The organism is Chryseobacterium sp. C2(2020), from assembly GCF_014218915.1.
Lineage (GTDB): Bacteria > Bacteroidota > Bacteroidia > Flavobacteriales > Weeksellaceae > Chryseobacterium > Chryseobacterium mucoviscidosis.
This window is the reverse complement of sequence record NZ_JACLCT010000029.1, coordinates 16,418-42,108: the sequence shown is the minus strand read 5'-3', so window position 1 is coordinate 42,108 and position 25,691 is coordinate 16,418. Positions and strand designations below refer to the sequence as shown.

The window sequence follows — 25,691 nt, the reverse complement described above, 5'->3', positions numbered from 1 at the left end:
GCTATTCGTATTGAACCCTTCGGGTTCATTGATCTTCAAATCTCTCGCAGTCCGATTTGAGCGGAAATCCTTTTATGAGGAGGAACGACGAATAAAAGATTGGGATCCTTCGACAAACTCAGGATAAATTACAGGCGGATAAAGCTGCCCAAATTTTATTTATTAATCTGATGATATATGTTTAAAGAATTGCTAACAATCTTTGTGTATCCTTTTACATCTTCGCCTGTCCATGCCCTGTTTGCTTCTCCGTAGCTTCCGAATTTGTCTGACATCAGATCATGCTCAGATTCAATTCCATTCAAAATAAATCGGTAAGGATGAAGGGTTACAAATACTTTTCCGCTGACTGTTTTTTGAGAATCAACAAAAAAAGACTCAATATTTCTCATCACAGGATCTAAGAAAAGTGCTTCGTGAAGCCAGTTTCCGTACCAGTCGGATAATTGGGACTTCATCATCTGCTGATATTTTGAAAGCGTATGTTTTTCTAATAAATGATGCGCTTTGATAATCACTGAAGCTGCTGCCGCCTCGAAACCTACTCTTCCTTTGATTCCGACAATGGTATCTCCTACGTGAATATCACGACCGACTCCGTAAGCCGAAGCCAATTCTTCGATTTTCTGAATCGCGTAAACCGGATGTTCAAAACTTTCTCCGTTTACAGAGATAATTTCGCCATTTTTAAATTCAATTTCCAGTTCAGAGGGTTGATTTTCTTTAATTTGTGACGGAAAAGCTTCTTCAGGAAGGTAATTTCTTGAAGTCAGCGTTTCCTTTCCGCCAACTGAAGTTCCCCAAAGTCCTTTATTGACAGAATATTGCGCTTTCTGAAATTCCATTTCATAACCGTGACTTTTCAAGAATTCAATTTCTTCTTCACGAGAAAGAGCCATATCACGAATCGGCGTAATGATCTCTACATTCGGACACATTACCTGAAAAATAAGATCAAAACGAACCTGATCGTTTCCCGCTCCCGTACTTCCGTGCGCAATTGCATCCGCGCCAATTTCAATCGCATATTTTGCAATTTCCTGCGCCTGAATGGTACGCTCCGCACTTACAGACAGAGGATAGGTATTGTTTTTCAGAACATTACCGAAAATCAGATATTTTACACAAGAATTGTAATAATCTTCCTGAGCATCAACGCACCTGTATTCTTTTACCCCAAGATTCAGGGCTTTTTTATCCAGTTCTTTTTCTTCATCTTTGGAAAAACCTCCGGTGTTTACAGTAACTGCATACACATCATATCCCAGTATTTCGCTGAGATATTTGGCGCAGTAAGAGGTATCGAGACCTCCGCTAAATGCTAAAACTACTTTCTTGCTCATTATTGTATCTGTTTTCAGACTGATTATTTTCAGTGTTGTTTTTTGTATTATCGGGAACGAAAAGCATTGCTGTGCAAAGGCAGTTTTTCCGTTCTTTTTTCATTAAAATATCATAATTCACGCAGCTTTTGCAGCCGTTCCAGAATTCTTCATCCTGAGTAAGTTCAGAATAAATAACGGGTTTATATCCTAAATCGCTGTTGATCTTCATGACTGCCAAACCGGTAGTTAATCCGAAAATTTTAGCGTTTGGGTATTTTTTTCGGGATAAAGCGAATACTTTGTCCTTGATTAAGGTTGCCACTCCCAAATGCCTGAATTCGGGAGAGACAATAAGCCCGGAATTGGCAACAAACTGACCGTGAGACCATGTTTCTATATAACAGAAACCTACCCACTTTCCTTTATCGGTGGCGACTACAGCGTTTCCATCAGTAATTTTTTTACTGAGGTATTCTATGGAACGTTTGGCAATCCCCGTTCCTCTGCGCTGTGCAGAATCGTACATTTCCTGCTGTATTTCACTCACATACATCAGATGTATGGATGAGGAAATTTCTATTTCCATTTATTTATCTAAATTTTTTGGCAAATTTAAAATATAATTTCTTTTAAAACCAAATAAAAAAGATAATTTTATTGAATTAAATTAATATACAGGTAATTTTATCTTTACATGAAATTAATATTTTGCTAAATTATTATATATTTGCTAAAAAGATATAGTTATGGAAAATCGATGCCCGAAATGCAACACAGACAAAGTGGTTAAAAGCGGAATTGTAAACAACAAACAACGCTTTCTATGCAAAGACTGTAACTATTATTTCACGGTAAAAAAACTGGGAAAACAAATAGACGATTACTACGTAACCAAAGCTTTACAGCTCTATCTCGAGGGATTGAGTTTTCGTGAAATTGAAAGAATTATTGGCGTTTCTCATGTGACAATCAGTTCATGGATCAAGAAATACAATATTACACGACCTCCTCATTCTGAGTTTCATCCGGTATATAAAATCCTAAAACAAAATGAGCTGATTGAATATATGAGTAAAGAAGAAAATCTGAAAAATTCAGGATTAATTATCACTCAGTTTGCAGACAAATATATGCTGATAAAATGGGAAAGATTTAAGAAATAATTTTAAAATCAATTGAAAATAAATGAATTGAAAATTTAAAATCCTGCTCAATATCAATAAATCTTAAACTCAAAACTTAGAACTTTAAGATATATCTATATACTTACCATTAATATATATTAAATTTCTTTAAATAAATTTTTAATTACAATTTGGCTTTCACAAAAAACAACGCCAAAAATTGATAATTTATGAAGAAATTAATCACTTTTATTGGATTGGCTTTAATTAGCAATTCTTTACACGCTCAAGGTTCGCCGGATTACGGAAGCGGATTAAAAATTAATCTCAATCAGCAGGGCGATAAATATGTCAGGTTCATTTTATGGGATCAGTTCTGGTTGAGGAACACACAGATGAATCCGGGAAGTATGGTTGGCGGAGAACCCACAGACAATTCATGGAGTCTGGGAAACAGGAGATTACGTACTTTGGCGTACGCTCAGATTTCCAAAAGATATATGATCTTAGCGCATTTTGGAATTAACAATCAGACATTTATCAATGGAGGCGGTTCGGGAACTTCAGGAACAGGAGGTTATGGAAATGGTAAAAAACCGCAGCTTTTTTTTCATGATGCATGGAACGAATACGCTGTATTTTTACCCGGAGAAGCTGGAAAATTTACCTTGTCTTTAGGGGCGGGATTGCATTACTACATGGGACTTTCCCGAATGACGATGGCTTCAACTTTGAATTTCCTTACGGTTGACTCCCCTATTTTCACATGGCCATTAATCGATAATTCTGATCAGTTTGCGAGACAACTGGGAATGTTTGCTAAAGGCAAATACGGAAAACTGGAATATCGTTTCAGCTTAAACAAACCTTTTGCAACGGATTTAACTCCGGTAAATGTTACCGATCCTGCTAAAGCGGTTGCCGTGGACAACAACGGAAACCCGAATTTTTCAAAAGCCGGATATGTAGAGTATCAGTTTTTAGATGAAGAATCCAATGTATTGCCTTTCAAAGTGGGCTCTTATCTGGGAACCAAAAAAGTTTTTAATCTTGGCGCAGGATTTTACCATCAAAAAGACGGAACCCGAACTTCTGTAAATTCCACTGTTGAAAAGCACGACATCACCCTTGTTGCAGTAGATGCTTTTGCAGATATTCCTTTGGGAAATGCTAAAAATAAAATGGCAGTTTCCGCGTATGCAGGCTATTACAACTATCAGTTTGGTCCGAATTACGTGAGAAATTTAGGAATTATGAATATTGCTGCTTCTGATCCGAATTTTACGGGAAGCAAAGCGATTGCAGGAGTAGGAAACCTGCAGCCAACCATCGGAACAGGGAATATTATCTACGCACAAGCCGGATTGCTTTTACCAAGTCAGGCTGAAAAACCGAAAATCAGAATCCAGCCTTTCGCAGCGTATACTCACAAGAATTTTGAAGCGTTTGACAAATCTTCGTCACAGTTTGATGTGGGCGCAAACTGGTTCATAGACGGTCATCATGCGAAGATCACTACGCAGTATTCAACAAGACCGGTTTATACAAGTCCTACGGAAAGCCCTTCTTCAAAAGGGGAATTCATTGTACAGTTCCAGATTTACTTGTAAAAAAAATAGATTTTAAACATTAAGATTATTTAAGGAGTTAAGATAAATATCAAAGACGTTTTTAAGCGTAATTTATTTGACCTTATCAAATCTTTATTAATTTTTTAAGCAAAGTTTCCCAACTTTTTAATATAAAAATCAAAAAGAGTTAAAAAACTCAATATCAATTTAAACTAACATCAAAAATTAAAGCATATGAGCGATAACAATGAAATAAGCTACGAGAATATGACTGATAAGCAAAAGAATCGTACGATCTGGAGCGTCATTACAGCATCATCTCTCGGAACACTGATCGAATGGTATGATTTCTATATTTTCGGAAGTCTCGCCGTTGTACTGGCTACTAAATTTTTCCCGGCAGATAATCCTACCGCAGCGTTTTTATCTACACTTGCTACTTTCGCAGCAGGATTTGTCGTGAGACCTTTCGGAGCTCTGTTTTTCGGAAGATTAGGAGATCTTATCGGGAGAAAATACACCTTTTTGGTCACTTTACTGATTATGGGATTTTCTACATTCCTTATCGGATGTATTCCCAGTTATGAAACCATAGGATTTATGGCTCCTGTTTTGGTATTAATTTTAAGATTATTACAGGGATTGGCTTTAGGAGGAGAATATGGAGGAGCTGCGACCTATGTGGCAGAATACGCACAACCCGGAAGAAGAGGTTACTGGACTTCGTGGATCCAGACTACCGCAACTGCCGGACTTTTCATTTCACTTATTGTAATTATGGTGACAAAAACCACTCTTTCTACTGAAGAATTTGACGGTTGGGGATGGAGGGTTCCGTTCTGGATTTCAATTTTAATGGTTGGCGTTTCTTACATCATCAGAAAAAACATGAAAGAATCTCCGCTTTTTGCCAAAGCTAAAAGTGAAGGAAAGACTTCCAAAAATCCGTTAAAGGAAAGTTTCGGAAATAAACTGAACTTCAAATTTGTTCTTCTTGCATTGTTCGGAGCGGCGATGGGACAAGGGGTAATCTGGTACACAGGACAATTTTATGCGATGAGCTTCCTTCAGAAAGTGATGAATATTGAATCGATTCAGGTGGATTATTTAATGGCAACTGCTTTGTTTTTAGGAACTCCTTTTTTCGTTTTCTTCGGATGGCTGTCTGATAAAGTTGGAAGAAAAGCAATCATGATGACCGGAATGCTGATCGCTATTTTCGCGTACAGACCGATTTATGACAATATGTTTAAAAGCGTTGATTTAAAATCCAAAACCGTTGCAGAAAGCGGCTTGGTTGAAAAAAGAACGTCAAAAATTCATGACAAAATTGCGACGGACAGTTTAATCACTTTCCACAAAGAAACGCTTTTCACGGACGGAACTTTGGCTAAAAAAGACAGCATTGTACACTGGTCTCCAACCGGACCTGTAATGAAAGACGGAAAAGCAGAAGAAGCAAAAGTAACTCAGTCGATAAAGATCAACGACAGCACAAAATGGTATCTTGTATTTTTAGTTTTTATTCAGGTGATTTTTGTAACGATGGTTTACGGCCCTATTGCGGCATTTTTAGTTGAAATGTTCCCGGTAAGAATTCGCTACACCTCGATGTCACTGCCTTATCATATCGGAAACGGAGTTTTTGGAGGACTGCTTCCTGCTGTTGCCACTTATCTCGTAACCACAGGAAAAGACGGAGGACATCCTGAATGGTATCTGGAAGGGCTTTGGTATCCGATAGGCGTTGCCGCTGTCTGTCTTTTAGTCGGATTAATTTATCTAAAAAATAAGAACAATAATATTCACGATTAAGCCCGGAATCACTTAAAAATTTATTAATTTTAAAACTACTAAAATGAACGGACTAAAAAAAATATTAGGCGTACTCTGGATCGCCATTGCACTGGTGGTAGGATATTTCGGAATTACAGTAATGGGAATTCCCAAAATCACCTCAGGAAAACAGGAAGATCTGGTTTTCGGGATCATTATCCTTTGTGTACTGATGCCGATTATTTCAGGCGGAATGGCAATTTTTGGCTACTATGCACTGATCGGGGAATATTCTGACGATAAAGTTTAATCTATTGATGATGAATGATAATTGATTGATGATACAAAAATGTCAGATCATCAATTATCATTCATTTAATTATCATATATGAAAAAAAGACACGAACAAAAACTGATCATTCTGAGCATCGGACTTCTGATAGCCTTCAGCATTCCTGTTTCGTTGCTGTTCAACAGTGACCGGGAAGTTTTCGGTTACCCGATGATTCTGGTTTATATTTTCGCTGTCTGGATGGTTTCCATCATTATTTCTTTTGTAATCGTAAAAAAGTATGATGAGTAGTTTCGCTTTATTCACCGTAGTTTTGTTTTATCTGGCACTTTTATTCTTAGTCGCTCATCTGGCGGAGAAGAAAAAGAGCAAGCTCTGGATCAACAATCCTTACATCTACGCACTTTCTCTCGCCGTGTATTGTACCGCATGGACGTACTACGGAAGCATTGGTGTGGCAGCGACAAGCGGACTTAATTATCTTCCGATTTATGTGGGACCGATTATGGTAATTCCGGCATGGATCTACATCAACACAAGAATTGTAAGAATTTCAAGGGTGAATAAGATCAGCAGTTTAGCCGATTTTATTTCTTTACGATATGGGAACAGCAGAAGTTTCAGCGCGATTATTACGGTGGTTTGTCTTTTGGCAATTGTTCCGTACATTGGTTTGCAGATCAAGGCTATTTCTGAAACTTTTCATTTGGTAACCAAAACAGCAATTTCTAAAAACATTCTAACGGACAATGCAACTTTCGTTGTTGTTTTAATTGCTTTATTTTCATCTTATTACGGAACACGTTATGTTGATGCTTCCGAGAAACGTTTGGGAATAATTTCCGCCATTGCACTGGAAAGTTTTCTTAAACTGTTCTTTATTATTATTTTAGGATTATTCGTTATTTACTTTGCATTTGACGGATTCTCGGATATTTATCAAAAGGCAAGTCTTTTTAAAGATTTTAAAGAAAAAAATACATTCAATAGTATTGAAGGTGCGATGAACTGGATGGTGCTCTGCATGATTTCCGGAACAGCAATCTGTATTCTTCCAAGACAGTTTCATACCGCAATCGTAGAAAACCGACAGGAAAAACACATCAAAACAGCCATCTGGTTTTTTCCGCTTTATTTATTGATTTTTACGATCTTCATTTTTCCAATTGCATGGGCGGGAAGATTGATTTTTGACGGACAAAACGTCAATCCGGAGTTCTACTCTATCCTGATTCCTCAGTATTTTGACAATACTTTAATTACGGTTTTGGTTTTTCTGGGAGGATTAAGCTCCTCTATTTCGATGATCATCATTTCAGCTATTACCTTATCCATCATGCTTTCCAATAATCTTATCATTCCTTACGGATTATTAGGAAAGTTCAAATCTGAAAACGAAGTTCAGAATACCAGAAATATCACCAACATCAGGAAATTCAGCATTTTCGCACTGATTATCATGGCTTTTGGTTTTTATAAATATTTTATTTTAAAAACTTCGCTGGATTCTGTCGGACTCATTTCTTTCGTTGTCATTGCTCAATTGGCACCTGCTTTTTTCGGAGCTATTTTCTGGAGAAGAGGAAGTTATAAAGGGGCTGTTATCGGTTTATTGGCAGGATTGGCAATCTGCTATTTCGGATTGATTATTCCACAATATTACTTCTCTTACAATCAGGAATTTAAAGGCATTTTAAGAGATTTATACGATGCTTTTGATTTTTTCAAGATTTCCTTTTTAGGAAGAATTCCACAGATTTTCTTCTGGTCTCTTTTAGTGAATACTGCTTTATTTTCTATCATTTCGGTGAGCATCAAAGGAAATTACCGTGAAAGAAATTTCGCTGAATTGTATGTAGACATTGATAAGTACATTCAAAACCACGAAAATGCTTTTATCTGGCGCGGAACAGCCTACGTTTCCGACATTAAAAATATTCTGGAACGATTTTTAGGCAAAAACAAAACCGAACAGGCATTAAGAATTTTTAATTTAAAATATAATATTGATTCGCAGACAGAAACCGCCGATTCCAGATTTATTAAATTCTCGGAAAACCTTCTTGCCGGAAGAATAGGAACGGCTTCTGCCAAAATCCTTATCGAAGGGGTAACCAAAGAAGATAAAATTTCTTTAAAGGAAGTTTTAAACATTCTTGAAGAATCAAAAGAAACTATCACGCTTAATAAAAAGCTTACCGAACAATCGGAAGAGCTACAGAAATTATCCGATGATCTGAGAAATGCCAATGAAAACCTCATCATTAAAGACCGTCAGAAAGATGATTTTCTGGATTCTGTTGCCCATGAATTAAGAACTCCGATTACCGCCATACGTTCCGCAGGAGAAATTTTAGCCGATGATGACGATATTCCTTTGGAAATTAAAAAGGAATTTTTAAATAACATCATCACAGAATCCGACAGACTGAGTGAGATCATCAACGATATTCTGTATCTGGACAAATTGCAGCATGGAGAAATCGTACTGCACATTCAGGAAAATAATATTCTTGAAACGTACAAAAAAGCAGTTAATCCTCTTATGCATCTTATTCAGCAGAAAAATATTCATCTCAGTGAAGTCAATCTTCTCAATCAGTTTTTATTTAAATATGATGAAGCGAGAATGATTCAGCTTTTTCAGAATATTTTAGGAAATGCTTTGAAATTTACGGATGAACAGGGAACTATTCAGACCAAATTATCAGAAATAGAAGATGGGTTAATCATTAAAATTTTCAATACCGGAAAACATATTCCAGAAGAGGATCTGGAAATGATTTTTGATAAATTTTACCAGTCGAAAAATCAAAATATTTTGAAACCAACGGGAAGCGGACTGGGACTTGCCATTTCAAAAAAAATCACAGAAGCGCAGGGAGGAACCATAAAAGCAGAAAACAGCGGATTGGGCGTGACTTTTACAATCGCTCTGCCAAAAGAATAAGAAGGAGGAGGGGAACCCGAAGGGTTCAATTTAAATAGCCGTAGGTAAAACCTATGGAAATAAAAAAACACAAATGAAAAAAAATGGGAACATATCGACAAATATTTTATCATATTGTTTTCGGAACAAAGCATCGGGAACAAACAATTAATGAAGAAAATGAATCAGAGCTATACAAATATATTTGGGGAATTTTAAAAAATAAAAAGTGTAAATTATATAGAATTAACGGAATGCCGGATCATATTCATATTTTTTGTGACCTGCACCCCAATATCAACCTCAGTAATCTTGTAAAAGATATAAAAGTTGCAACCAATTTGTGGATGAAAGAATCAGGATTATTTCCTGAATTCTCAGGGTGGCAGGAAGGATATGGAGCGTTTACCTATTCATTAAAAGATAAAGAAACAATAATAAATTATATAAAAAATCAAAAAGAACATCATAAGACAGAGAGTTTTGATGAAGAATTTAAAAAGCTTTTAGCAGAACATGGAATCGAGCCGGAATTAAATTAATAAAATTCAACCCTTGCGGGTTGATTTGATGCGAATCATTATTCCATAGGTTTCACCTACGGCTATTTAAATTGAACCCTTCGGGTTCCCCAAAAGAAACAAATAAAAAACAATGCAGTCGAACAAAAAGACAACCACAATATGAAGAAGATAATCATTGCCGATGACGAGCACAAAATATTAATGTCGCTGGAATACAGCTTCAAGAAAAACGGATACGATGTATTTATTGCAAGAGACGGAACAGAAGTTCTGGAATTCCTGAAAACAATGACGCCCGATATCATTTTACTGGATATTATGATGCCGAATCTCGATGGATACAGTACTCTGGAACTAATAAAACAGAATGAAAAACTGAAAGATACGAAAGTAATTTTCCTGAGTGCGAAAAACAATCCGAAAGATATTGAAAAAGGTCTGGAAATGGGAGCCAATGCTTACGTTACAAAGCCTTATTCAATCAAAAAACTCATGCAGCAGATAGAAGAAATGTTTTGATACATTTTACAAACCGTCATTGCGAACGAAGTGAAGCAATCTCAACAAAATATTAAAAGATTGCTTCGTCACTACGCTCCTCGCAATGACAAAAACACAAAAATTAATATGAATACAGATATTTTATTTAAGCAAAGCATAGAAGACAAAGAGAACTTCTGGAAAGAACAGGCTCAGGAAATCAGTTGGTTTGAATTCCCAAAAACCATTACTTCTAATGACGAAAACCACTACAATCAGTGGTTTCCGGACGGAAAACTCAACATCTGCTATTTATGTATTGATAAACATATTGAAGATGGTTTTGGAGATCAGGTTGCGGTTATTTACGATTCTCCGGTAACAAACCAAAAGAAAACCTATACCTTCAATGAAGCCAAAAAGGAAATTTCAAAATTGGCGGGAGGATTAATTTCTTTAGGTTTAAAAAAAGGTGATACCGCCGTTATTTATATGCCGATGATTCCGCAGACTTTGTTCTCCATGCTTGCCTGCGCGAGAATCGGAGTGATCCATAATGTGGTTTTCGGAGGTTTTGCGCCACACGAACTGGTGGTGAGAATTGACGACTGTAAACCAAAAGCATTAATTACGGCAACCGCAGGAGTTGAAATTGCAAAGAGAATTCCTTATCTGCCTTTGGTTGAAAAAGCGATCGAACTGGCACAAGATAAGGTAGATCACATCATTGTATACAACAGAAAACTGATTGATAATCAACATGAAATGTTTGGTGGGTTAATTGATTACGAAGAATTGGTACAGGATTCAGAACCTGCGGATTGCGTTTCGGTGGAATCCACTCATCCACTCTATTTGCTGTATACTTCCGGAACAACCGGAAAGCCAAAAGGTGTTGCAAGAGATACAGGAGGTTACGCGACCGCATTGAAGTTTTCGATGAAATATATTTATGGAATCGAACCGGGAGAAACTTTTTGGGCAGCCTCCGATTTCGGATGGGCAGTTGGTCACAGTTATACCGTTTACGGTCCTTTAATCAACAGAAATTCAACGATTATTTTTGAAGGAAAACCGATTATGACGCCCGATTCCGGAACATTCTGGAGAATTATTTCCGAATATAAAGTAGCAGCCATGTTTACCGCTCCTACCGCAATCAGAGCCATCAAAAAAGAAGATCCGAACGGAGAATTGGTGAAAAAGTATGATTTAAGCCGCTTCAAAAAGCAGTTTTTAGCAGGAGAAAGATGCGATGTCGCCACTCTGGACTGGTTTGCAGAACACATCGGCGTTCCGGCAATCGATCATTGGTGGCAGACAGAATCAGGTTCGCCAATGCTGGGTTTAATGACTTTTAATGAAAACTACAAAATCAAAAGAGCCTCTGCAGGAAAACCAATTCCCGGCTATGATATTAAAATTTTTGATGAAAACGGTTATGAACTGGATGCGCATCATGAAGGTTATTTAGTTATAAAATTACCGCTTCCTCCCGGAGCTTTGCTGGGTATCTGGAAAGATTATGACCGTTTTGAGAAAAGTTATCTCTCGCAGTACAAAGGCTATTATTTTTCCGGAGACGGAGCCATAAAAGATGAGGACGGCTATATTTTCATCACAGGAAGAGTGGATGATGTAATTAATGTTGCAGGACACCGCCTTTCCACTTCCGAAATGGAAGAAATCGTTTCCTCTCATCCCGATGTTGTAGAATGCGCTGTTGTAGGAATTGATGATGAACTGAAAGGGCAGATTCCTTTTGCAACTGTCGTTTTAAAAAACGGATCATCTGTTTCTGAAGATCAGGTAGAAAAAGACATCGTAAAAACAGTCCGTGAAAAAATAGGCGCTGTTGCCTGTCTTAAAAATGTGATGGTTGTAAAACGCTTACCTAAAACCCGTTCAGGAAAAATTTTAAGAAAGCTGATCCGAACTCTACTGGACGGAAAAGAATTCCAGATTCCTTCAACGATTGATGACGAAAAGATTATTGAAGAGATTCAGGAAAAAATTGGAGATTACAGAAGATAAAATATAAAATTGTTTAAACTATTTCAGGTTTAACCACAAAAGTCGCAAAAGACAGTATTAAAGTGAATTTCTATAATAATTAAAGCGCTCAAAAGGATAAAAATCAAAGATTTTTAAAAACTATTGTTATATTTTTGATTTATAATAATCAACTTTAAATAAAAGTTTAGTTCATCTTTATGACTTTTGCGGTTAAATAAAAGTTTAAACAGACTTTAAAGGAGACTAAAAATTTAAACAATAAAATAAATTTAAAAAGAAAGAATATGAGAAACTATCAGATAGAAAACCTACCGCAATATTTTGAAGAGTATAAAAAATCGATCAAAAATCCTAAAAAATTCTGGGACAAAATTGCAGATGAAAACTTTGTGTGGTATCAAAGATGGAGCAAAGTCGTAAAATACGATATGAATGAAGCCAAAATTTCGTGGTTTAAAAATGCTAAATTAAATATTACCAAAAACTGCATCGACAGACATTTAGCGGTAAGAGGCGATAAAACGGCAATCATCTGGGAACCCAACGATCCAAAAGAAGAAGCACAGCATATTTCTTACAACGAACTCTACAAAAGAGTGAACAAAACTGCCAATGTTCTTCGTGAAATGGGCATCGAAAAGGGCGACAGAGTCTGCATTTATCTTCCCATGATCCCTGAATTAGCCATCACAATGTTGGCTTGTGCAAAACTGGGAGCCGTTCATTCCGTTATTTTCGCAGGATTTTCAGCTTCAGCGGTTTCTTCAAGAGTAAATGACTGCGGTGCAAAAATGGTCATCACCTCAGACGGAAGTTACAGAGGAAACAAAGTTTTAGATCTTAAAAGCATTGTAGACGAAGCTCTGGAAAAAACACCGAGCGTAGAAAAAGTTTTGGTGGTAAAAAGAACCAACAATGAAGTAAAAATGAAGGAGCACAGAGATTTCTGGATGGAAGATCTTTACGAAAACGCCTCTCCGGATTTCGTTACCGTAATTATGGATGCGGAAGATCCGCTGTTCATTCTGTATACTTCCGGTTCTACGGGAAAACCTAAAGGAATGCTTCATACCTGCGCCGGATATATGGTGTACACCGCGTATACTTTTAAAAATGTATTCAATTATAAAGAAAATGACATTTACTGGTGTACCGCAGATATAGGCTGGATTACAGGACATTCCTACATCCTTTACGGTCCGCTTTTAAACGGTGCAACCACTGTTATTTTCGAAGGCGTTCCTACATATCCTGAACCGGACAGATTCTGGGAAGTGATTGAAAAACATAAAATTACACAGTTTTACACAGCTCCGACTGCAATCCGTTCTCTGGCTAAAGAAAGTTCAGAATGGGTAGACAAACACGATTTAAGCTCGTTAAAAGTGATCGGTTCTGTTGGAGAACCTATTAACGATGAAGCTTGGCATTGGTTCAACGATCATGTAGGTAACAAGAAATGTCCGATTGTAGATACTTGGTGGCAGACAGAAACCGGAGGAATTATGATCTCACCGCTCCCTTTCGTTACCCCTACAAAACCAACGTACGCTACTCTTCCTTTACCGGGAATTCAGCCTGTTCTTATGGACGATAAACGCAACGAAATTACCGGAAATCAGGTGACGGGAAATCTCTGCATCCGTTTTCCATGGCCGGGAATTGCCAGAACGATTTGGGGAGATCATCAAAGATACAAGGAAACTTATTTTACTGCTTTTCCCGGGAAATATTTCACGGGAGACGGAGCCTTAAGAGATGAAGTCGGCTATTACAGAATTACTGGTCGTGTAGACGATGTAATTATTGTTTCCGGACACAATTTAGGAACTGCCCCAATTGAAGACAGCATCAATGAACATCCTGCTGTAGCAGAATCTGCAATCGTAGGTTATCCTCACGACATCAAAGGAAATGCGCTGTACGGTTTCGTGATCCTGAAAGAATCTGGAGAAAGCAGAGATAAGGACAATCTGAAAAAAGAAATTAATCAGTTGATTTCAGACCAGATCGGTCCGATTGCGAAGCTAGATAAAATCCAGTTTGTTTCAGGACTTCCAAAAACGCGTTCCGGAAAGATTATGCGTAGAATCCTGAGAAAAATTGCAGAAGGAGATTTCAGCAACTTCGGAGACATCACTACCCTTTTGAATCCTGAAATTGTTGAAGAAATCAAGAACGAAAGAATTTAATATTTTCACTGAAACCTATATATAACCTCGCAGAAATGTGAGGTTTTTTTGTTATTTTTAACCTGAGTTCGGGATAAGTCTTCTTAAACGCAAGGTTAAACAAAGAAATTCAATTATCAGGAATTCAGCTTTTAAGATATACAAAGGCGTAAAACTTATCAAAGTAATACCATTTTCGTCTTTTTTAAATAAACGAAGTGCCTTTGTTTAGCTTACAAACTTTCAATAAGTATAAAAAATCTTTTGTTTTTCTTTGCGATAAAACAATACAACACTATAAATCAATTATTTAAATTTATTTCTTATCCCGAACTGAGGTTATTTTTAAATTCAATTTATCATCATGAAAAAGCTTATTCTTCTTACATTTTCAACTGTTTTTCTGAACGCTCAAAACTATAAAATATCAGATTTTTCTAAAGATTATTATGCTATAGTTACTAAAAATTCAAGAGACAAAACATCACAGATCCTCAAAGTTTTTAGTCTGAAAAATAAAAAACCGCTTATCACGCAAACGGTAAATTTAAGCGAGTATGATTTTAAAAATACCCAATCCAATATTGCAGAAATTCCATATGGTCATCAAAGTATTATTATCTATGATGATTTTAATTTTGACGGTAAAAAAGATATCGCAATAAAATATGGTAATGAAAGCTGCTACGGTGGTCCGTCGTTCGTGGTTTATCTTTATGAAAATAACACATTTGTTGAAAATGCAGATTTTTCAGATCTAGCCCAAAACTATTGTGGCTTTTTTGATGTCGATAAGGCTAAAAAGCAGATTCATGTGATGACTAAGTCTGGCTGCTGTTGGCATCAATATTCTGATTTCATTATAAAAAATGGCTCACCTTTTCTTCTGAAACAATCTGAAGAAGAGCTCGATGCTTCCGGTCTTTATTTTGAAACAGAAGTTAAAGAATGGAAAAACAGATACATCAATTATAAATACAAAACCATTGATACTGATATTGTAAGTAAATACATTCTTCTCTCCTACACACTGGAAAATAACAAAAAAATGTACCTTATTAAAACAGAAAGTAACCAACTGTATTATTTTTTCACCAAAAAAAACGGAGATATTGAACTTCTTTACCGTAATATCTTTTTCTATTCAAAAAAAGAAAATTCGCTTTCTTTCGAAAGTGGCAATGTGCGTTATACGATTTTTAATAATAAGATCGAAGTTAACGTGAATAAGGCAAAAACCGTCATCAATGCAAAAACCGAAACGAGGAGAAACAATATCTCAAATGTTTACAATTCTTTTAAAAATGAAAATATAGAAAATCTGGAAATTATCAATTAGTAAAATCAAACGGTTTTCAATAGATACTTTCAAAGAAATTATTGTTTTTTATAGATTTTACATTAAAACGATTATTAAATTAAAATTTTATTAAAATACATGGATTAATATCACTAAATTTATAATCAACTTAAAAACTATTGCTTATGTCAAATATATTAGCTGGATTATTTGGACATCACAGCGATTATAAAAAAATAGAAGCAGACCTTGAAAACTCAGGTTTCACAGATTCAGAATATATTGTCTATCTTCATGATGATGAGTTACATTCCCAATATCTGGTAAGTGTAGCAGTAAAAGACCACCATCAGACAGATAATGCTTCCTCTATTTTCAGCCGGAATAATGTGCTAAAAACCTATCTTTTTGAAAACATAGAAATTGAGCAGGCAAATTATATGAACATCAAAAAGTTTATCGATGCCAGAAATAAAGCGGAAATCCACGACAGTCCGGATATAAGAATAAAAACCTCTACTGCCGGAATGGACTCTGAAGTAAAATTTTAACCATTCAAGATAAAAATTAATAACCGAAATCCGCAGAGCGTTCTGCGGATCTTTTAATGCTGAAAACTGCAAAAAATTTCGTATTTTCGTGTAAATATAGGCTTTTACACAAATGAGTTACGACTTAGAACAGGAAAACAAGGAGATCCTTGCAAGGTATAAGGATCTGATTTCGAATACATACAGAACTTTAGATGAGGAAAATAACAAGCTCATCCGAAAGGCATTCGATATAGCGCTCGATGCGCACAAAGATCAGCGAAGAAAATCTGGTGAACCCTACATTTACCATCCTATTGCTGTTGCCAAAATTGTAGCAACGGAAATCGGTTTGGGAGCCACTTCCATTGCGTGTGCCTTGCTGCATGATGTGATCGAAGATTCTGACTACACTTATGAAGACCTGAAGAAAATTTTTGGTGAAAAAATAGCCAATATCGTGAACGGACTCACGAAAATCTCCATCATGAATCATCAGAATATTTCTGTGCAGTCTGAAAACTACAGAAAACTTCTGTTGACACTGTCTGAAGATTTCAGGGTGATTCTTATTAAGATTGCAGACCGTCTTCACAATATGCGTACTCTGGAAAGCATGGCTCCGGACAAGCAGAAGAAAATTGCTTCCGAAACCGTTTATATTTACGCTCCGATGGCGCATCGTCTCGGATTATACAACATCAAATCTGAACTTGAAGACCTTTCTTTAAAGTATAACAATCCGGATGTTTACAAAGAAATTACCGAGAAATTAGAACTTGCCAAAGAAAGCCGCGAAAGATATATTGAGGAATTTAAAAAAGAAGTTTCTGAGAAATTAAATGAAGAAGGATTAAATTTCAAAATTAAAGGACGCGCGAAAGCCATTTCCTCAATTTACAGGAAAATGCTGAAACAGGGTGTTTCCTTTGAAGAGGTTTTCGACAATTACGCCATCAGAATCATTTATAAATCGGATGCCAAAAACGAAAAATTCCTGGCTTGGAAAATTTACTCCATTGTAACGGATGTTTATCACAGTAATCCATCCAGAATGCGGGACTGGATTACGCAGCCGCGTTCTACAGGATACGAAAGTTTACACTTAACGGTTCTCGGTCCTGATAAAAAATGGATTGAAGTACAGATCCGTTCCGAAAGAATGGACGAAATTGCTGAAAAAGGCGTTGCAGCACATTACAAATACAAAGAAGGCTACAAACAAAGCTCCGAAGACCGGAATTTTGAAAACTGGGTAACCGAAATCCGTGAAGTTCTGGAACAGCAGCAGGATCTTTCCACTTCGGAACTACTGGATAATATTAAGCTGAATTTGTATTCGAAAGAAGTCTTTGTGTTCACGCCAAAAGGTGAAATTAAAATTTTACCGACCAATGCAACCGCTCTGGATTTTGCCTTTTCCGTTCACTCCGATCTGGGAATGAAATGTTTAGGTGCGAAAATCAACGGAAAACTGGTTCCGATTTCATATGTTTTGCAAAATGGGGATCAGATCGATATTTTATCTTCCCAAAACCAGAAACCAAAATCCGACTGGCTTGAATTTGTTGTTACTTCAAAAGCTAAATCCAAGATCAAGAGTTATTTAAACTCACAAAAAAATCAACTGGTTGAAGACGGAAAAGAAATCCTACAGCGAAAACTTCGTCATGCGAAAATTAATTTTAATGATGAGGAAATCAATAAGCTTCAAAAATTCTTTAATCTTAAAAGTTCACAGGAATTATTTTTAAAATTCCAAAGCAATGAACTGGATGCAAGCAGTTTAAGAAAATACATTGAAAGTAAAAACGTATTTAACAACCTGCTTTCAAGATTCAGAAAATCTCCGACGAAAAATACAACTTATGTAGAGCCGAAAGAGCAGAATCTCGACATGATTGTCTTTGGAAAAGATGAAGAAAAACTGAATTACAGCTATGCAAAATGCTGTACGGTAATTCCGGGAGACAAAATTTTCGGATTCATCACGATTTCAGACGGGATCAAAGTACACAGCGACAATTGTCCGAACGCGATCAACCTTCGCGCACAGTACGATTACAGGGTAATTCCTGCGAAATGGGTGAATGCGGAAAGCTTCAAAAACAGAGTAAAAATAGAAATTGAAGGACTCGACAGAATGGGAATGATTAATGACATCACCACCGTCATCAGTGGCGCAATGGGAATGGATATGAAAAGTATGTCCATCGAATCCAACGACGGGATTTTTACAGGAACGATCATTCTTGAGGTAAAAAATAAAAGTCAGCTCGAGCAGACCTTCACCAAACTGAATGATATTAACGGCGTCTCCAGAGTGAGACGACTACAATCTTAGATATGAATTTAACGGTATATTTTAAAAAATTTTTCGAAAGCAGTCAGGCTTCAGGAATTATTCTGATTTTCTGCGTTTTAGTTTCCTTACTTATTGCCAATTCCTCTTTTGCGGAAAGCTTTCAGCACTTTTTGGACAGAGAAGCAGGAACAGAAATTTTTCATCTGAAATATCCCGTTAGTATCTGGATTAACGACGGTTTGATGGCGATTTTCTTCCTTTTGGTAGGATTGGAAATTAAAAGGGAAATGGTGGAAGGTGAACTTTCTTCATTTAAGAATGCTTCTCTGCCTATATTTGCGGCAATCGGCGGAATGCTTGTTCCTGCGATTATTTATACTTTTTTCAACTTCGGAACTTCATACGGAAACGGTTGGGGAATTCCGATGGCAACGGATATTGCTTTTTCACTGGCAATTATTTCCATGCTGGGAAAAAGAATTCCGAATTCCATTAAAATTTTCCTTGCTGCTTTAGCAATTGTGGACGATCTGGGAGCTATTCTCGTCATCGCAATATTTTATACAGAACAGATTCACTGGATGTATTTATTTCTATCTTTAGGAATTACAGTGCTTTTATTTTTACTGAATTTCCTAAAAGTTACCCGAATTATTTTCTATCTTATTCCGGGATTATTTTTGTGGTATTTCCTTCATCATTCGGGAATTCATGCTACTATTGCGGGGGTTTTACTGGCATTTACCATTCCTACCAATGTTTCAACCGTTGAGATTTCTCCTTTGGAAAAACTCGAACATCAGCTTCATTTTCCGGTAAGTTTTCTCATTATGCCTGTTTTTGCTTTAACCAATACCAACATCACTTTCAATAACGAAATGATCGGAGGTCTTACAAGCACTTTAGGTTTGGGAATTATTATCGGATTAGTTGCCGGAAAATTAATAGGAATCAATCTTTTTTCCTTACTAGCCATAAAACTGAAACTCAGCTCTCTCCCTCAAAAGAGCACATGGATGCACATGATTGGCGTAGGATTGCTTGCCGGAATTGGTTTTACGATGTCTATTTTCATCGCACTGTTGTCCTTCAAGGATGAAATTCCGATTCAGGATGAGGCTAAATTTGCCATTTTAATTGCTTCTTTTATAGCAGCGGTTTCAGGTTTTTTAATTTTGAAAGTAAGCTCTAAAAATGATATTATTGAAGACGAGGAAAATTAATTTTCTTCGTTTTTTTTATCGTTAAATTTCCACTTGTGATTTTCATCGCCTTCTAAATCCGGCTCAGAATTTTTTGCGTGATAGCCTTTTGCTTCTTTCTTCAGTTCATCGGAAAGCAGTTTTTCAATTCTCACTTTTCTCAGTGCCATGTTTAATTCGTTGCCAAAAAGCAGAAGATATACATTTACATTTACCCAGACCATCAGAAGAATCATACTTCCGATAGAACCGTAAAGAACGTTGTAACGGGCGATATTCTTCACATAAAGCGCGAATCCGTACGTGGTTACCACAAATAGAACCGTGGTTAAAATAGCTCCCGGAACCGCCTGTCTGAATCTCGCAATTCTTACCGTTCCCAACCAGTAAAATAGAGTAAGCAGAATAAAATAAAAGATAGGAAACGATACAAATCCGATGATTTTTGAAAGGTTATCCACGAGCCATGAAATATCCTGAACCGGCGTAAAAAGTTTAAGAACAAACTCCGAATAATAGACTCCGAAAAGCGCTAAAAACACAATCGTAATAAACCCGATGGTGATGAAAAAAGACAGAATAAATTCTTTAACATCAGACATTTTTTCATCGGTATTTTCATTAAATCCATTAATGAGTGAAAACGTTCCGTTTGTTGCAAAAATCAAAGCAAAAACAATGGTTAAATTACTGATTCCCTTCATATTGGGAACAATACTCGTTTCTATATAATTTCGTACGTCACCTTCTATATTGGATGGGAATACATTGTGAAGCAACACTTCAAAAATATAAAACTGAAGCTTGTCATAATGAGGCATATACGGCAAAACGGAAAGTAGGAACAGAATAAACGGAAAAAGACTGATGGTAAAACTCCAGGAAATAGCCGCAGCTTTTCTTCCGATTTTATCTTTAAAAATACCGCTGATGTAGATCTGAAACATCTGCCAAAGCGATATTCCCAGAAAAGGAATATGTATATCGTCAAAAAATTCTTGAATTTTCAAGATGAATTTAGGAAGTTTTATGCCCATACTTATTTTGCTTCATCATAAAGGTGCCATACAAAAATAATGATTTTTTTAAACTTGAAAATCTGATGCCAATTTTTCAGATAAGAGATTAATCACCTGAGTTCGGGATAAGTCTTCTTAAACGCCAGGTTAAACAAAGAAATTCAATTATCAGGAATTCAGCTTTTAAGATATACGAAGGCGTAAAATTGATCAAAGTAATACCATTTTCGTCTTTTTTAAATAAACGAAGTGCCTTTGTTTAGCTTATCAACTTTTAATAATTAAAAAAAATCTTTTGTTTTTCTTTGCGATAAAATAATACAACACTATAAATCAATTATTTAAATTTATTTCTTATCCCGAACTGAGGTTAGTTAATTATGAATATCTTTGCTGTCTAAATTTAAACTAAAAAATGCAGATTAATTTGCTTTGCATCGGCAAAACTGACGATAAGGAAATCTCTTCTTTAATCAATTATTATCTGAAACGTCTTCCCAAACACTGGAATTTTGAAATTATTGAAATTCCCGACGTAAAAAACGCAAAAAATCTTTCTCCTGATCTTCTTAAAAAGGAGGAAGCTAAGCTTTTTATGAACCACATCGACAGAACAGATTCTGTGATTATTCTTGATGAAAAAGGAAAACAGTTTACCAGCAGAGAATTTGCCCAAAAAATTGACAACTGGATGAATTCTTCCGTGAAAAAAATTCACATTCTGATTGGCGGAGCCTATGGTTTTTCAGAAGAAATCTACAGCAGAGCGAATGAAAAAATGTCGTTATCCAAAATGACTTTTACGCACCAGATGATCCGATTATTCATTGTGGAACAATTGTATCGAGCAGACCAGATTTTACAGGGAAAACCTTATCATAATGATTAAATATGATAAGGTTTTAAAAATAATATTAAACTTTTAAGCCAATCTGTCTTTTTGCTTCGCCCAATACAAAAGCAACGGAGTTGGCAATATTAAAACTTCGAATCAATTTAGACATCGGAATGGTAAGATGATTTTCAAAACGATCAAGCACATCTTTACTTAAACCCACACTTTCTTTTCCGAAAACCAGCCAGTCACCATCCTGAAATTCTGTTTCCAGATAGGATTTTTCGGCATGAGAACTCATCAGGAAAACGCGCGACAAATCCGGAATATTCCGGATCCATTCGTCGACATTCTGATATTCCGTAACATCAAGATGAACCCAGTAATCCAATCCTGAACGTTTCAGATTTTTATCATTAATGACAAATCCAAAAGGATGAATTAAATGTAATCTGCTTTCGGTTCCTACACATAATCTCCCGATATTGCCTGTGTTATTGGGTATTTCCGGTTCTATTAGAACGATGTTTAACATTGAATGACTTAAATTATTTTGAAGTTTGAAAAGGATATAAAATTAACTTTTTGTGGTGATCATCACAATTTGTGTAATTCCTTTTTCTTTAAATTTTTTCCTGATCTTATCGTCTTTAAGAACCATTACATATTTTATATCTTCAGCCGGAATTTTTTTTACAGTCTCAATATCTGTTTCTTTTTTATTGATGTAAAAGAGAGAATTTTCAGACTTTGCATCAGCTTTTTTCAAAGAAGCTTCCAAAAGTGAATTTTCCCTCGTCTTTACTTCAGTTTGCTGAGCATTTGCAACAGTCATTACTCCAAAAGTAAAAACTGCCGTTATCAATAATTTGAAATTTGGTATTTTCATATAGTATCGTAACTTATTTTTTAACCTCACATTTAGCATACTGATCCATCAGCAAAGGCTTTTCATATCCCATACTTACTGCTTTATCCAGACTTGCACATGCTTCTTTCGGTTTTCCGGTTTCAAATAAAATCAAAGCTTTATTTACATGAGCCTGAGCAAATTTCGGATCGATAGAGATTGCCTTATTAACGTCCGCAAGCGCTTCTTTGTTTTTTTTCAGCCTAAAATAAACGTCTCCTCTTCCACTGTACAGCAAAGATTCAGGTTTCTCAGAAATAAGCTGATTGTAGTCTTTTAAAGCACCTTCAAGATCTCCGCTGTTCTTTTTCAGATTTGCGAGTCCGGTTCTTGCATAAATATTATCGGGAGCAAAAGTAAGAATCTGGTTAAGATCTTTCATGGCAAGATCTTTTTTGCCTAAACTTTCATAGACTTTGGAACGGGTAAGGTAAATATCTGCGTTTTCAGGCTCAATCTGAAGCCCTTTGTTGAGATAATCTATTGCCGCCTGTTTATTTCCTTTCTGCCCGTGAATGGAGCCTAAATTGGCATATACAGCAGCAGACATAGGATTGGCTTTTAAGGCAGATTCGTAAGATTTAAAAGCCAATGAAGTTTTGCCAAGTCTTCTCTGGGCAGTTCCTAAATTGTTGTAATATTCCGACTGTAATTTCTGAATTCTTTCACTCTGAGCTAGTTTGGAATACTGTTCTTCCGCACACTTATAGTCTGCTTTCTGAAAGCAGTCTTCAGCTATTTTTTTGTCCTGTGCGTTAAGATTGAATGAAGCAAATACTGCTGCTAAAAGGAATAAAGATTTTTTCATGAAGTTATTTTTTGTTTGTTGATTACTTTTTTTGCGAGCGCACTGAAAACTACTCCCAATAAAGATCCAACAAACGCCCCCACCAAAATATCTATTGGGAAATGCACTCCTAAATAAATGCGGCTGTACGCAACCACTGCCGCCCATACAAATATAACATAAGGAAACCATTTAAGATTCTTTTTTAATAAAATACTTAAATAAGTTGCCAGAAAAAATGTATTAGAAGCATGAGCAGAGTAAAAACCGTACTGTCCGCCACATTTCACAATTCTCATATGATGTTCCAATGTAGGATCGTGGCACGGTCTGAGTCTCGCGACCCCATATTTGAAAATACCGGCAAGCTGATCTGAAACCGTAACGCCAATACCGACAAAGATTAATATAAAAACTAAAGATCTTAGTTTATAATTCTTAAATAAAAAATAACAGAAAATAATGTAAAGCGGAATCCAGATCCATGTACTGGAAATGAGCTGCCAAAACTGATCAAAAGATTGGTCTCCCAAGTTATTGAGAAACAAAAAGACTTTTTTATCTTCCTGAATGATCTCCTCCATCCTATCTGCTTACAGGACCTTCGTAGGTTTCGTCTTCAGAAGGTTTTGGTTTTGGAGGTTCATTTTCATTGGATGCCTGAGCTGTCTGAGGTTCTGTTAAGATATCTTTCTGAATATCATTCATCGGATTGAAATCTTTTGCAGCATCTTTTACTTTCTCAATTTCACGTTTGATCTCAGAAACAGGATTGTCTGTTTCTTTCATGATCTCGGTTTTGATGTCTTCCACTGCGCCACGCATTTTTCTTACACCCGAACCCAAGTCGCGTGCAATCTGAGGAAGTTTATCCGGTCCGAATAATACTACGATTGCTATGGCAATCAGTGCCATTTCTCCAATGCTTAATTCCATATTGTAAAATTACGAAAGATATACGAAATTGGATGTTAAATATTAACTTTTAATAAAATATTAAGCTGTATTAAAAATCATTCAAATAATCAACTTTATGTAAAGATAAGATAATCAAATGATTAAATTAAGAAAACTTTGTTTTCTATTATTGTAACTATGCAATAATTCTTTCTTTAAATGCAGTCTACACTTCTTCTTTTTTGATATTTTTTTTCCTGAAATTAATATAGGTAATAACTACGCTGATCGTCATTAAAATGAAAGCTAAGAAAAAAGGCGCACCCGAAAATTTAAAAGGAGCTTCGTCGTGGGTGAAAAAGTAAAATAAATTCGTCATCATCGGAGGACCGATAATGGAAGTGGCGCTCATTAAACTTGTTAACGAACCCTGTAATTCGCCTTGTTCATTAGCGGGAACACTTTTAGTAATCACCGATTGTAATGCGGGTCCGCAAATTCCTCCTAAACAATAAGGGACTAAAAATGCAAACATCATCCAGCCCTGTGTAGCAAATGCAAAAAGAAGCATCCCGACGGCATACAAAGCAAGACCGTAATAAATGCTTTTTTCTTCTCCCAATTTAGGCGTTGTCCATCGGATCAAGCCTCCCTGAACCAATCCTACGAGCAAACCGACCACTCCCAAAGAAATTCCGACCATTCTTTCATTCCAGTTGAATTTATACATGGTGAAGAAGCTCCAGTTGCTTTGTACGGCGTGTCCGGCAATGTAAATTAAGATCAAAGAAACTATTAAACCTGAGATTTCGGGATGTTTTCCTAAAAATTTAAAAGACCCGACAGGATTTGCTCTTTTCCAGTTGAATTCTCTTCTTTTATCTTTATCTAAACTTTCGGGAAGGATGAAATATCCGTAAAGGAAATTAAGCAGACATAATCCTGCAGCTGCGTAAAAAGGAACTCTGGAACCATAATGTCCCAAAAGACCACCTAAAACGGGACCAATGATGAATCCCAGTCCAAAAGCAGCTCCGATTAAACCAAAGTTTTTTGCACGGTCTTCATCTGTAGAAATATCCGCAATATAAGCACTCGCCGTAGTTACACTTGCGCCTGTAATTCCCGCAATAACGCGGCCTAAAAACAGCCAGACAATGGAAGGAGCCAAAGCAAGGAAAATATAATCTATTGAAAAACCGAAAAGCGAGATCAGAATAATGGGTCTCCGTCCGAATTTATCACTGAGATTACCGACAATCGGAGAGAAAATAAATTGCGTAAATGCATAGGCAAAACCAAGCCAGCCGCCATATTTTGCAGCCTCACTTATGTTACTATGAATAAGTTCTTCAATAAGTTTCGGAACCACCGGAATGATGATGCCCCATCCCGTAATATCAATCAGTAAGGTTATAAAAATGAAACCGATTGCGGCTTTTTTTCTCGAATTTTCCATACGTATACAAAATTATAAAAATATTGATTTCAAATAGTATTAATTATTTGTTGATTGATATTTGTTATTGTAACTGAATATTTGATGTTTTTGTTTAAAAGCAATTTTTCCGACTGCAACCCTAGTCCTGATTGCAGCATTTGTTTGAGCTCATTTTTTAGTTTTGGATTTCGGGCGCGGCGAAGCCGCGCCCGGAATCCAAAACTAAAAAATAGCGAGTGCGGAAAGCAGGAAATAAC

Annotated in this window: 24 protein-coding genes; 15 read left to right on the top strand and 9 right to left on the bottom strand. The window is 36.3% G+C overall.

The window, feature by feature from the left end; all coding sequences use genetic code 11:
- Window positions 1–155: 155 nt before the first annotated feature.
- Window positions 156–1,343, bottom strand: coding sequence for an argininosuccinate synthase (gene argG, locus H6W52_RS15465; protein ID WP_116099870.1), 1,188 nt, complete (start codon window positions 1,341–1,343; stop codon window positions 156–158).
- On the bottom strand, window positions 1,315–1,911 hold the full coding sequence (locus H6W52_RS15460) for a GNAT family N-acetyltransferase (RefSeq protein WP_116099871.1): 597 nt from the start codon (window positions 1,909–1,911) through the stop codon (window positions 1,315–1,317). Before H6W52_RS15460 ends, argG begins: the two co-directional genes overlap by 29 nt.
- Window positions 1,912–2,071: 160 nt before the next feature.
- Here H6W52_RS15460 and H6W52_RS15455 point away from each other — a divergent pair, with 160 nt between their 5' ends.
- The 14 genes from H6W52_RS15455 (at window position 2,072) to nhaA (ending at window position 19,566) form a co-directional block, all read left to right on the top strand.
- A complete protein-coding gene (locus H6W52_RS15455) occupies window positions 2,072–2,488 on the top strand; it encodes a terminase gpP N-terminus-related DNA-binding protein (RefSeq protein ID WP_050379900.1) in 417 nt (138 codons plus the stop codon).
- 191 nt (window positions 2,489–2,679) lie between these two features.
- Complete coding sequence (locus H6W52_RS15450) at window positions 2,680–4,059, top strand: porin (RefSeq protein WP_087706424.1); 1,380 nt, start codon at window positions 2,680–2,682, stop codon at window positions 4,057–4,059.
- Between the two features lie 195 nt (window positions 4,060–4,254).
- Window positions 4,255–5,835, top strand: coding sequence for an MFS transporter (locus H6W52_RS15445; RefSeq protein ID WP_116099540.1), 1,581 nt, complete (start codon window positions 4,255–4,257; stop codon window positions 5,833–5,835).
- A 43-nt stretch (window positions 5,836–5,878) separates the two neighbouring features.
- On the top strand, window positions 5,879–6,106 hold the full coding sequence (locus H6W52_RS15440; protein WP_116099539.1) for a DUF6814 family protein: 228 nt from the start codon (window positions 5,879–5,881) through the stop codon (window positions 6,104–6,106).
- Between the two features lie 78 nt (window positions 6,107–6,184).
- Window positions 6,185–6,379: a hypothetical protein gene (locus H6W52_RS15435; RefSeq protein WP_076393592.1), complete on the top strand. Its 195-nt coding sequence runs from the start codon at window positions 6,185–6,187 to the stop codon at window positions 6,377–6,379.
- Window positions 6,372–9,038, top strand: a complete 2,667-nt coding sequence (locus H6W52_RS15430; protein ID WP_185144433.1) for an ATP-binding protein — start codon at window positions 6,372–6,374, stop codon at window positions 9,036–9,038. Before H6W52_RS15435 ends, H6W52_RS15430 begins: the two co-directional genes overlap by 8 nt.
- A gap of 83 nt (window positions 9,039–9,121) precedes the next feature.
- Complete coding sequence (gene tnpA, locus H6W52_RS15425; RefSeq protein WP_116099537.1) at window positions 9,122–9,559, top strand: IS200/IS605 family transposase; 438 nt, start codon at window positions 9,122–9,124, stop codon at window positions 9,557–9,559.
- Between the two features lie 141 nt (window positions 9,560–9,700).
- Entirely contained in the window at window positions 9,701–10,060 is a 360-nt protein-coding gene (locus H6W52_RS15420; RefSeq protein WP_116099536.1) for a response regulator transcription factor, read from the top strand.
- Between the two features lie 108 nt (window positions 10,061–10,168).
- The gene (locus tag H6W52_RS15415) at window positions 10,169–12,055 is read left to right on the top strand and encodes an AMP-binding protein (RefSeq protein ID WP_116099541.1); all 1,887 of its coding nucleotides are present in this window, start codon (window positions 10,169–10,171) and stop codon (window positions 12,053–12,055) included.
- A 245-nt stretch (window positions 12,056–12,300) separates the two neighbouring features.
- Window positions 12,301–14,229, top strand: coding sequence for an acetate--CoA ligase (acs, locus tag H6W52_RS15410; RefSeq protein ID WP_308196695.1), 1,929 nt, complete (start codon window positions 12,301–12,303; stop codon window positions 14,227–14,229).
- Between the two features lie 343 nt (window positions 14,230–14,572).
- A complete protein-coding gene (locus tag H6W52_RS15405) occupies window positions 14,573–15,547 on the top strand; it encodes an XAC2610-related protein (RefSeq protein ID WP_116099534.1) in 975 nt (324 codons plus the stop codon).
- A 146-nt stretch (window positions 15,548–15,693) separates the two neighbouring features.
- Window positions 15,694–16,059 carry a hypothetical protein gene (locus H6W52_RS15400; RefSeq protein WP_076393576.1) on the top strand — a complete coding sequence of 122 codons (366 nt, stop codon included), beginning with the start codon at window positions 15,694–15,696 and terminating at the stop codon, window positions 16,057–16,059.
- 112 nt (window positions 16,060–16,171) lie between these two features.
- On the top strand, window positions 16,172–18,382 hold the full coding sequence (locus tag H6W52_RS15395; RefSeq protein WP_087706407.1) for a RelA/SpoT family protein: 2,211 nt from the start codon (window positions 16,172–16,174) through the stop codon (window positions 18,380–18,382).
- 2 nt (window positions 18,383–18,384) lie between these two features.
- Window positions 18,385–19,566: a Na+/H+ antiporter NhaA gene (gene nhaA / locus H6W52_RS15390; RefSeq protein ID WP_116099533.1), complete on the top strand. Its 1,182-nt coding sequence runs from the start codon at window positions 18,385–18,387 to the stop codon at window positions 19,564–19,566.
- On the opposite strand, the gene H6W52_RS15385 is transcribed toward nhaA, so the two are convergent.
- The gene (locus tag H6W52_RS15385; RefSeq protein ID WP_087706403.1) at window positions 19,563–20,582 is read right to left on the bottom strand and encodes a YihY/virulence factor BrkB family protein; all 1,020 of its coding nucleotides are present in this window, start codon (window positions 20,580–20,582) and stop codon (window positions 19,563–19,565) included. The two genes, nhaA and H6W52_RS15385, sit on opposite strands and share 4 nt — an antisense overlap.
- Window positions 20,583–20,979: 397 nt before the next feature.
- On the opposite strand from H6W52_RS15385, the gene H6W52_RS15380 reads away from it, so the two are divergent.
- Window positions 20,980–21,453, top strand: coding sequence for a 23S rRNA (pseudouridine(1915)-N(3))-methyltransferase RlmH (locus tag H6W52_RS15380; RefSeq protein ID WP_116099532.1), 474 nt, complete (start codon window positions 20,980–20,982; stop codon window positions 21,451–21,453).
- A gap of 25 nt (window positions 21,454–21,478) precedes the next feature.
- Here H6W52_RS15380 and H6W52_RS15375 read toward each other — a convergent pair whose 3' ends face one another.
- From H6W52_RS15375 to H6W52_RS15350, 6 genes are all read right to left on the bottom strand, one after another.
- Window positions 21,479–21,934: a tRNA (cytidine(34)-2'-O)-methyltransferase gene (locus H6W52_RS15375; RefSeq protein ID WP_116099531.1), complete on the bottom strand. Its 456-nt coding sequence runs from the start codon at window positions 21,932–21,934 to the stop codon at window positions 21,479–21,481.
- 42 nt (window positions 21,935–21,976) lie between these two features.
- Complete coding sequence (locus H6W52_RS15370) at window positions 21,977–22,288, bottom strand: hypothetical protein (protein WP_123892009.1); 312 nt, start codon at window positions 22,286–22,288, stop codon at window positions 21,977–21,979.
- Between the two features lie 13 nt (window positions 22,289–22,301).
- Window positions 22,302–23,117, bottom strand: a complete 816-nt coding sequence (locus H6W52_RS15365; protein WP_116099530.1) for a tetratricopeptide repeat protein — start codon at window positions 23,115–23,117, stop codon at window positions 22,302–22,304.
- Window positions 23,114–23,680 carry a phosphatase PAP2 family protein gene (locus H6W52_RS15360; protein ID WP_076393560.1) on the bottom strand — a complete coding sequence of 189 codons (567 nt, stop codon included), beginning with the start codon at window positions 23,678–23,680 and terminating at the stop codon, window positions 23,114–23,116. Before H6W52_RS15360 ends, H6W52_RS15365 begins: the two co-directional genes overlap by 4 nt.
- 1 nt (window position 23,681) lies before the next feature.
- Window positions 23,682–24,032: a twin-arginine translocase TatA/TatE family subunit gene (locus H6W52_RS15355; protein WP_076393558.1), complete on the bottom strand. Its 351-nt coding sequence runs from the start codon at window positions 24,030–24,032 to the stop codon at window positions 23,682–23,684.
- Window positions 24,033–24,219: 187 nt separating this feature from the next.
- Window positions 24,220–25,452: a TCR/Tet family MFS transporter gene (locus tag H6W52_RS15350; protein ID WP_116099529.1), complete on the bottom strand. Its 1,233-nt coding sequence runs from the start codon at window positions 25,450–25,452 to the stop codon at window positions 24,220–24,222.
- Window positions 25,453–25,691: the final 239 nt, after the last annotated feature.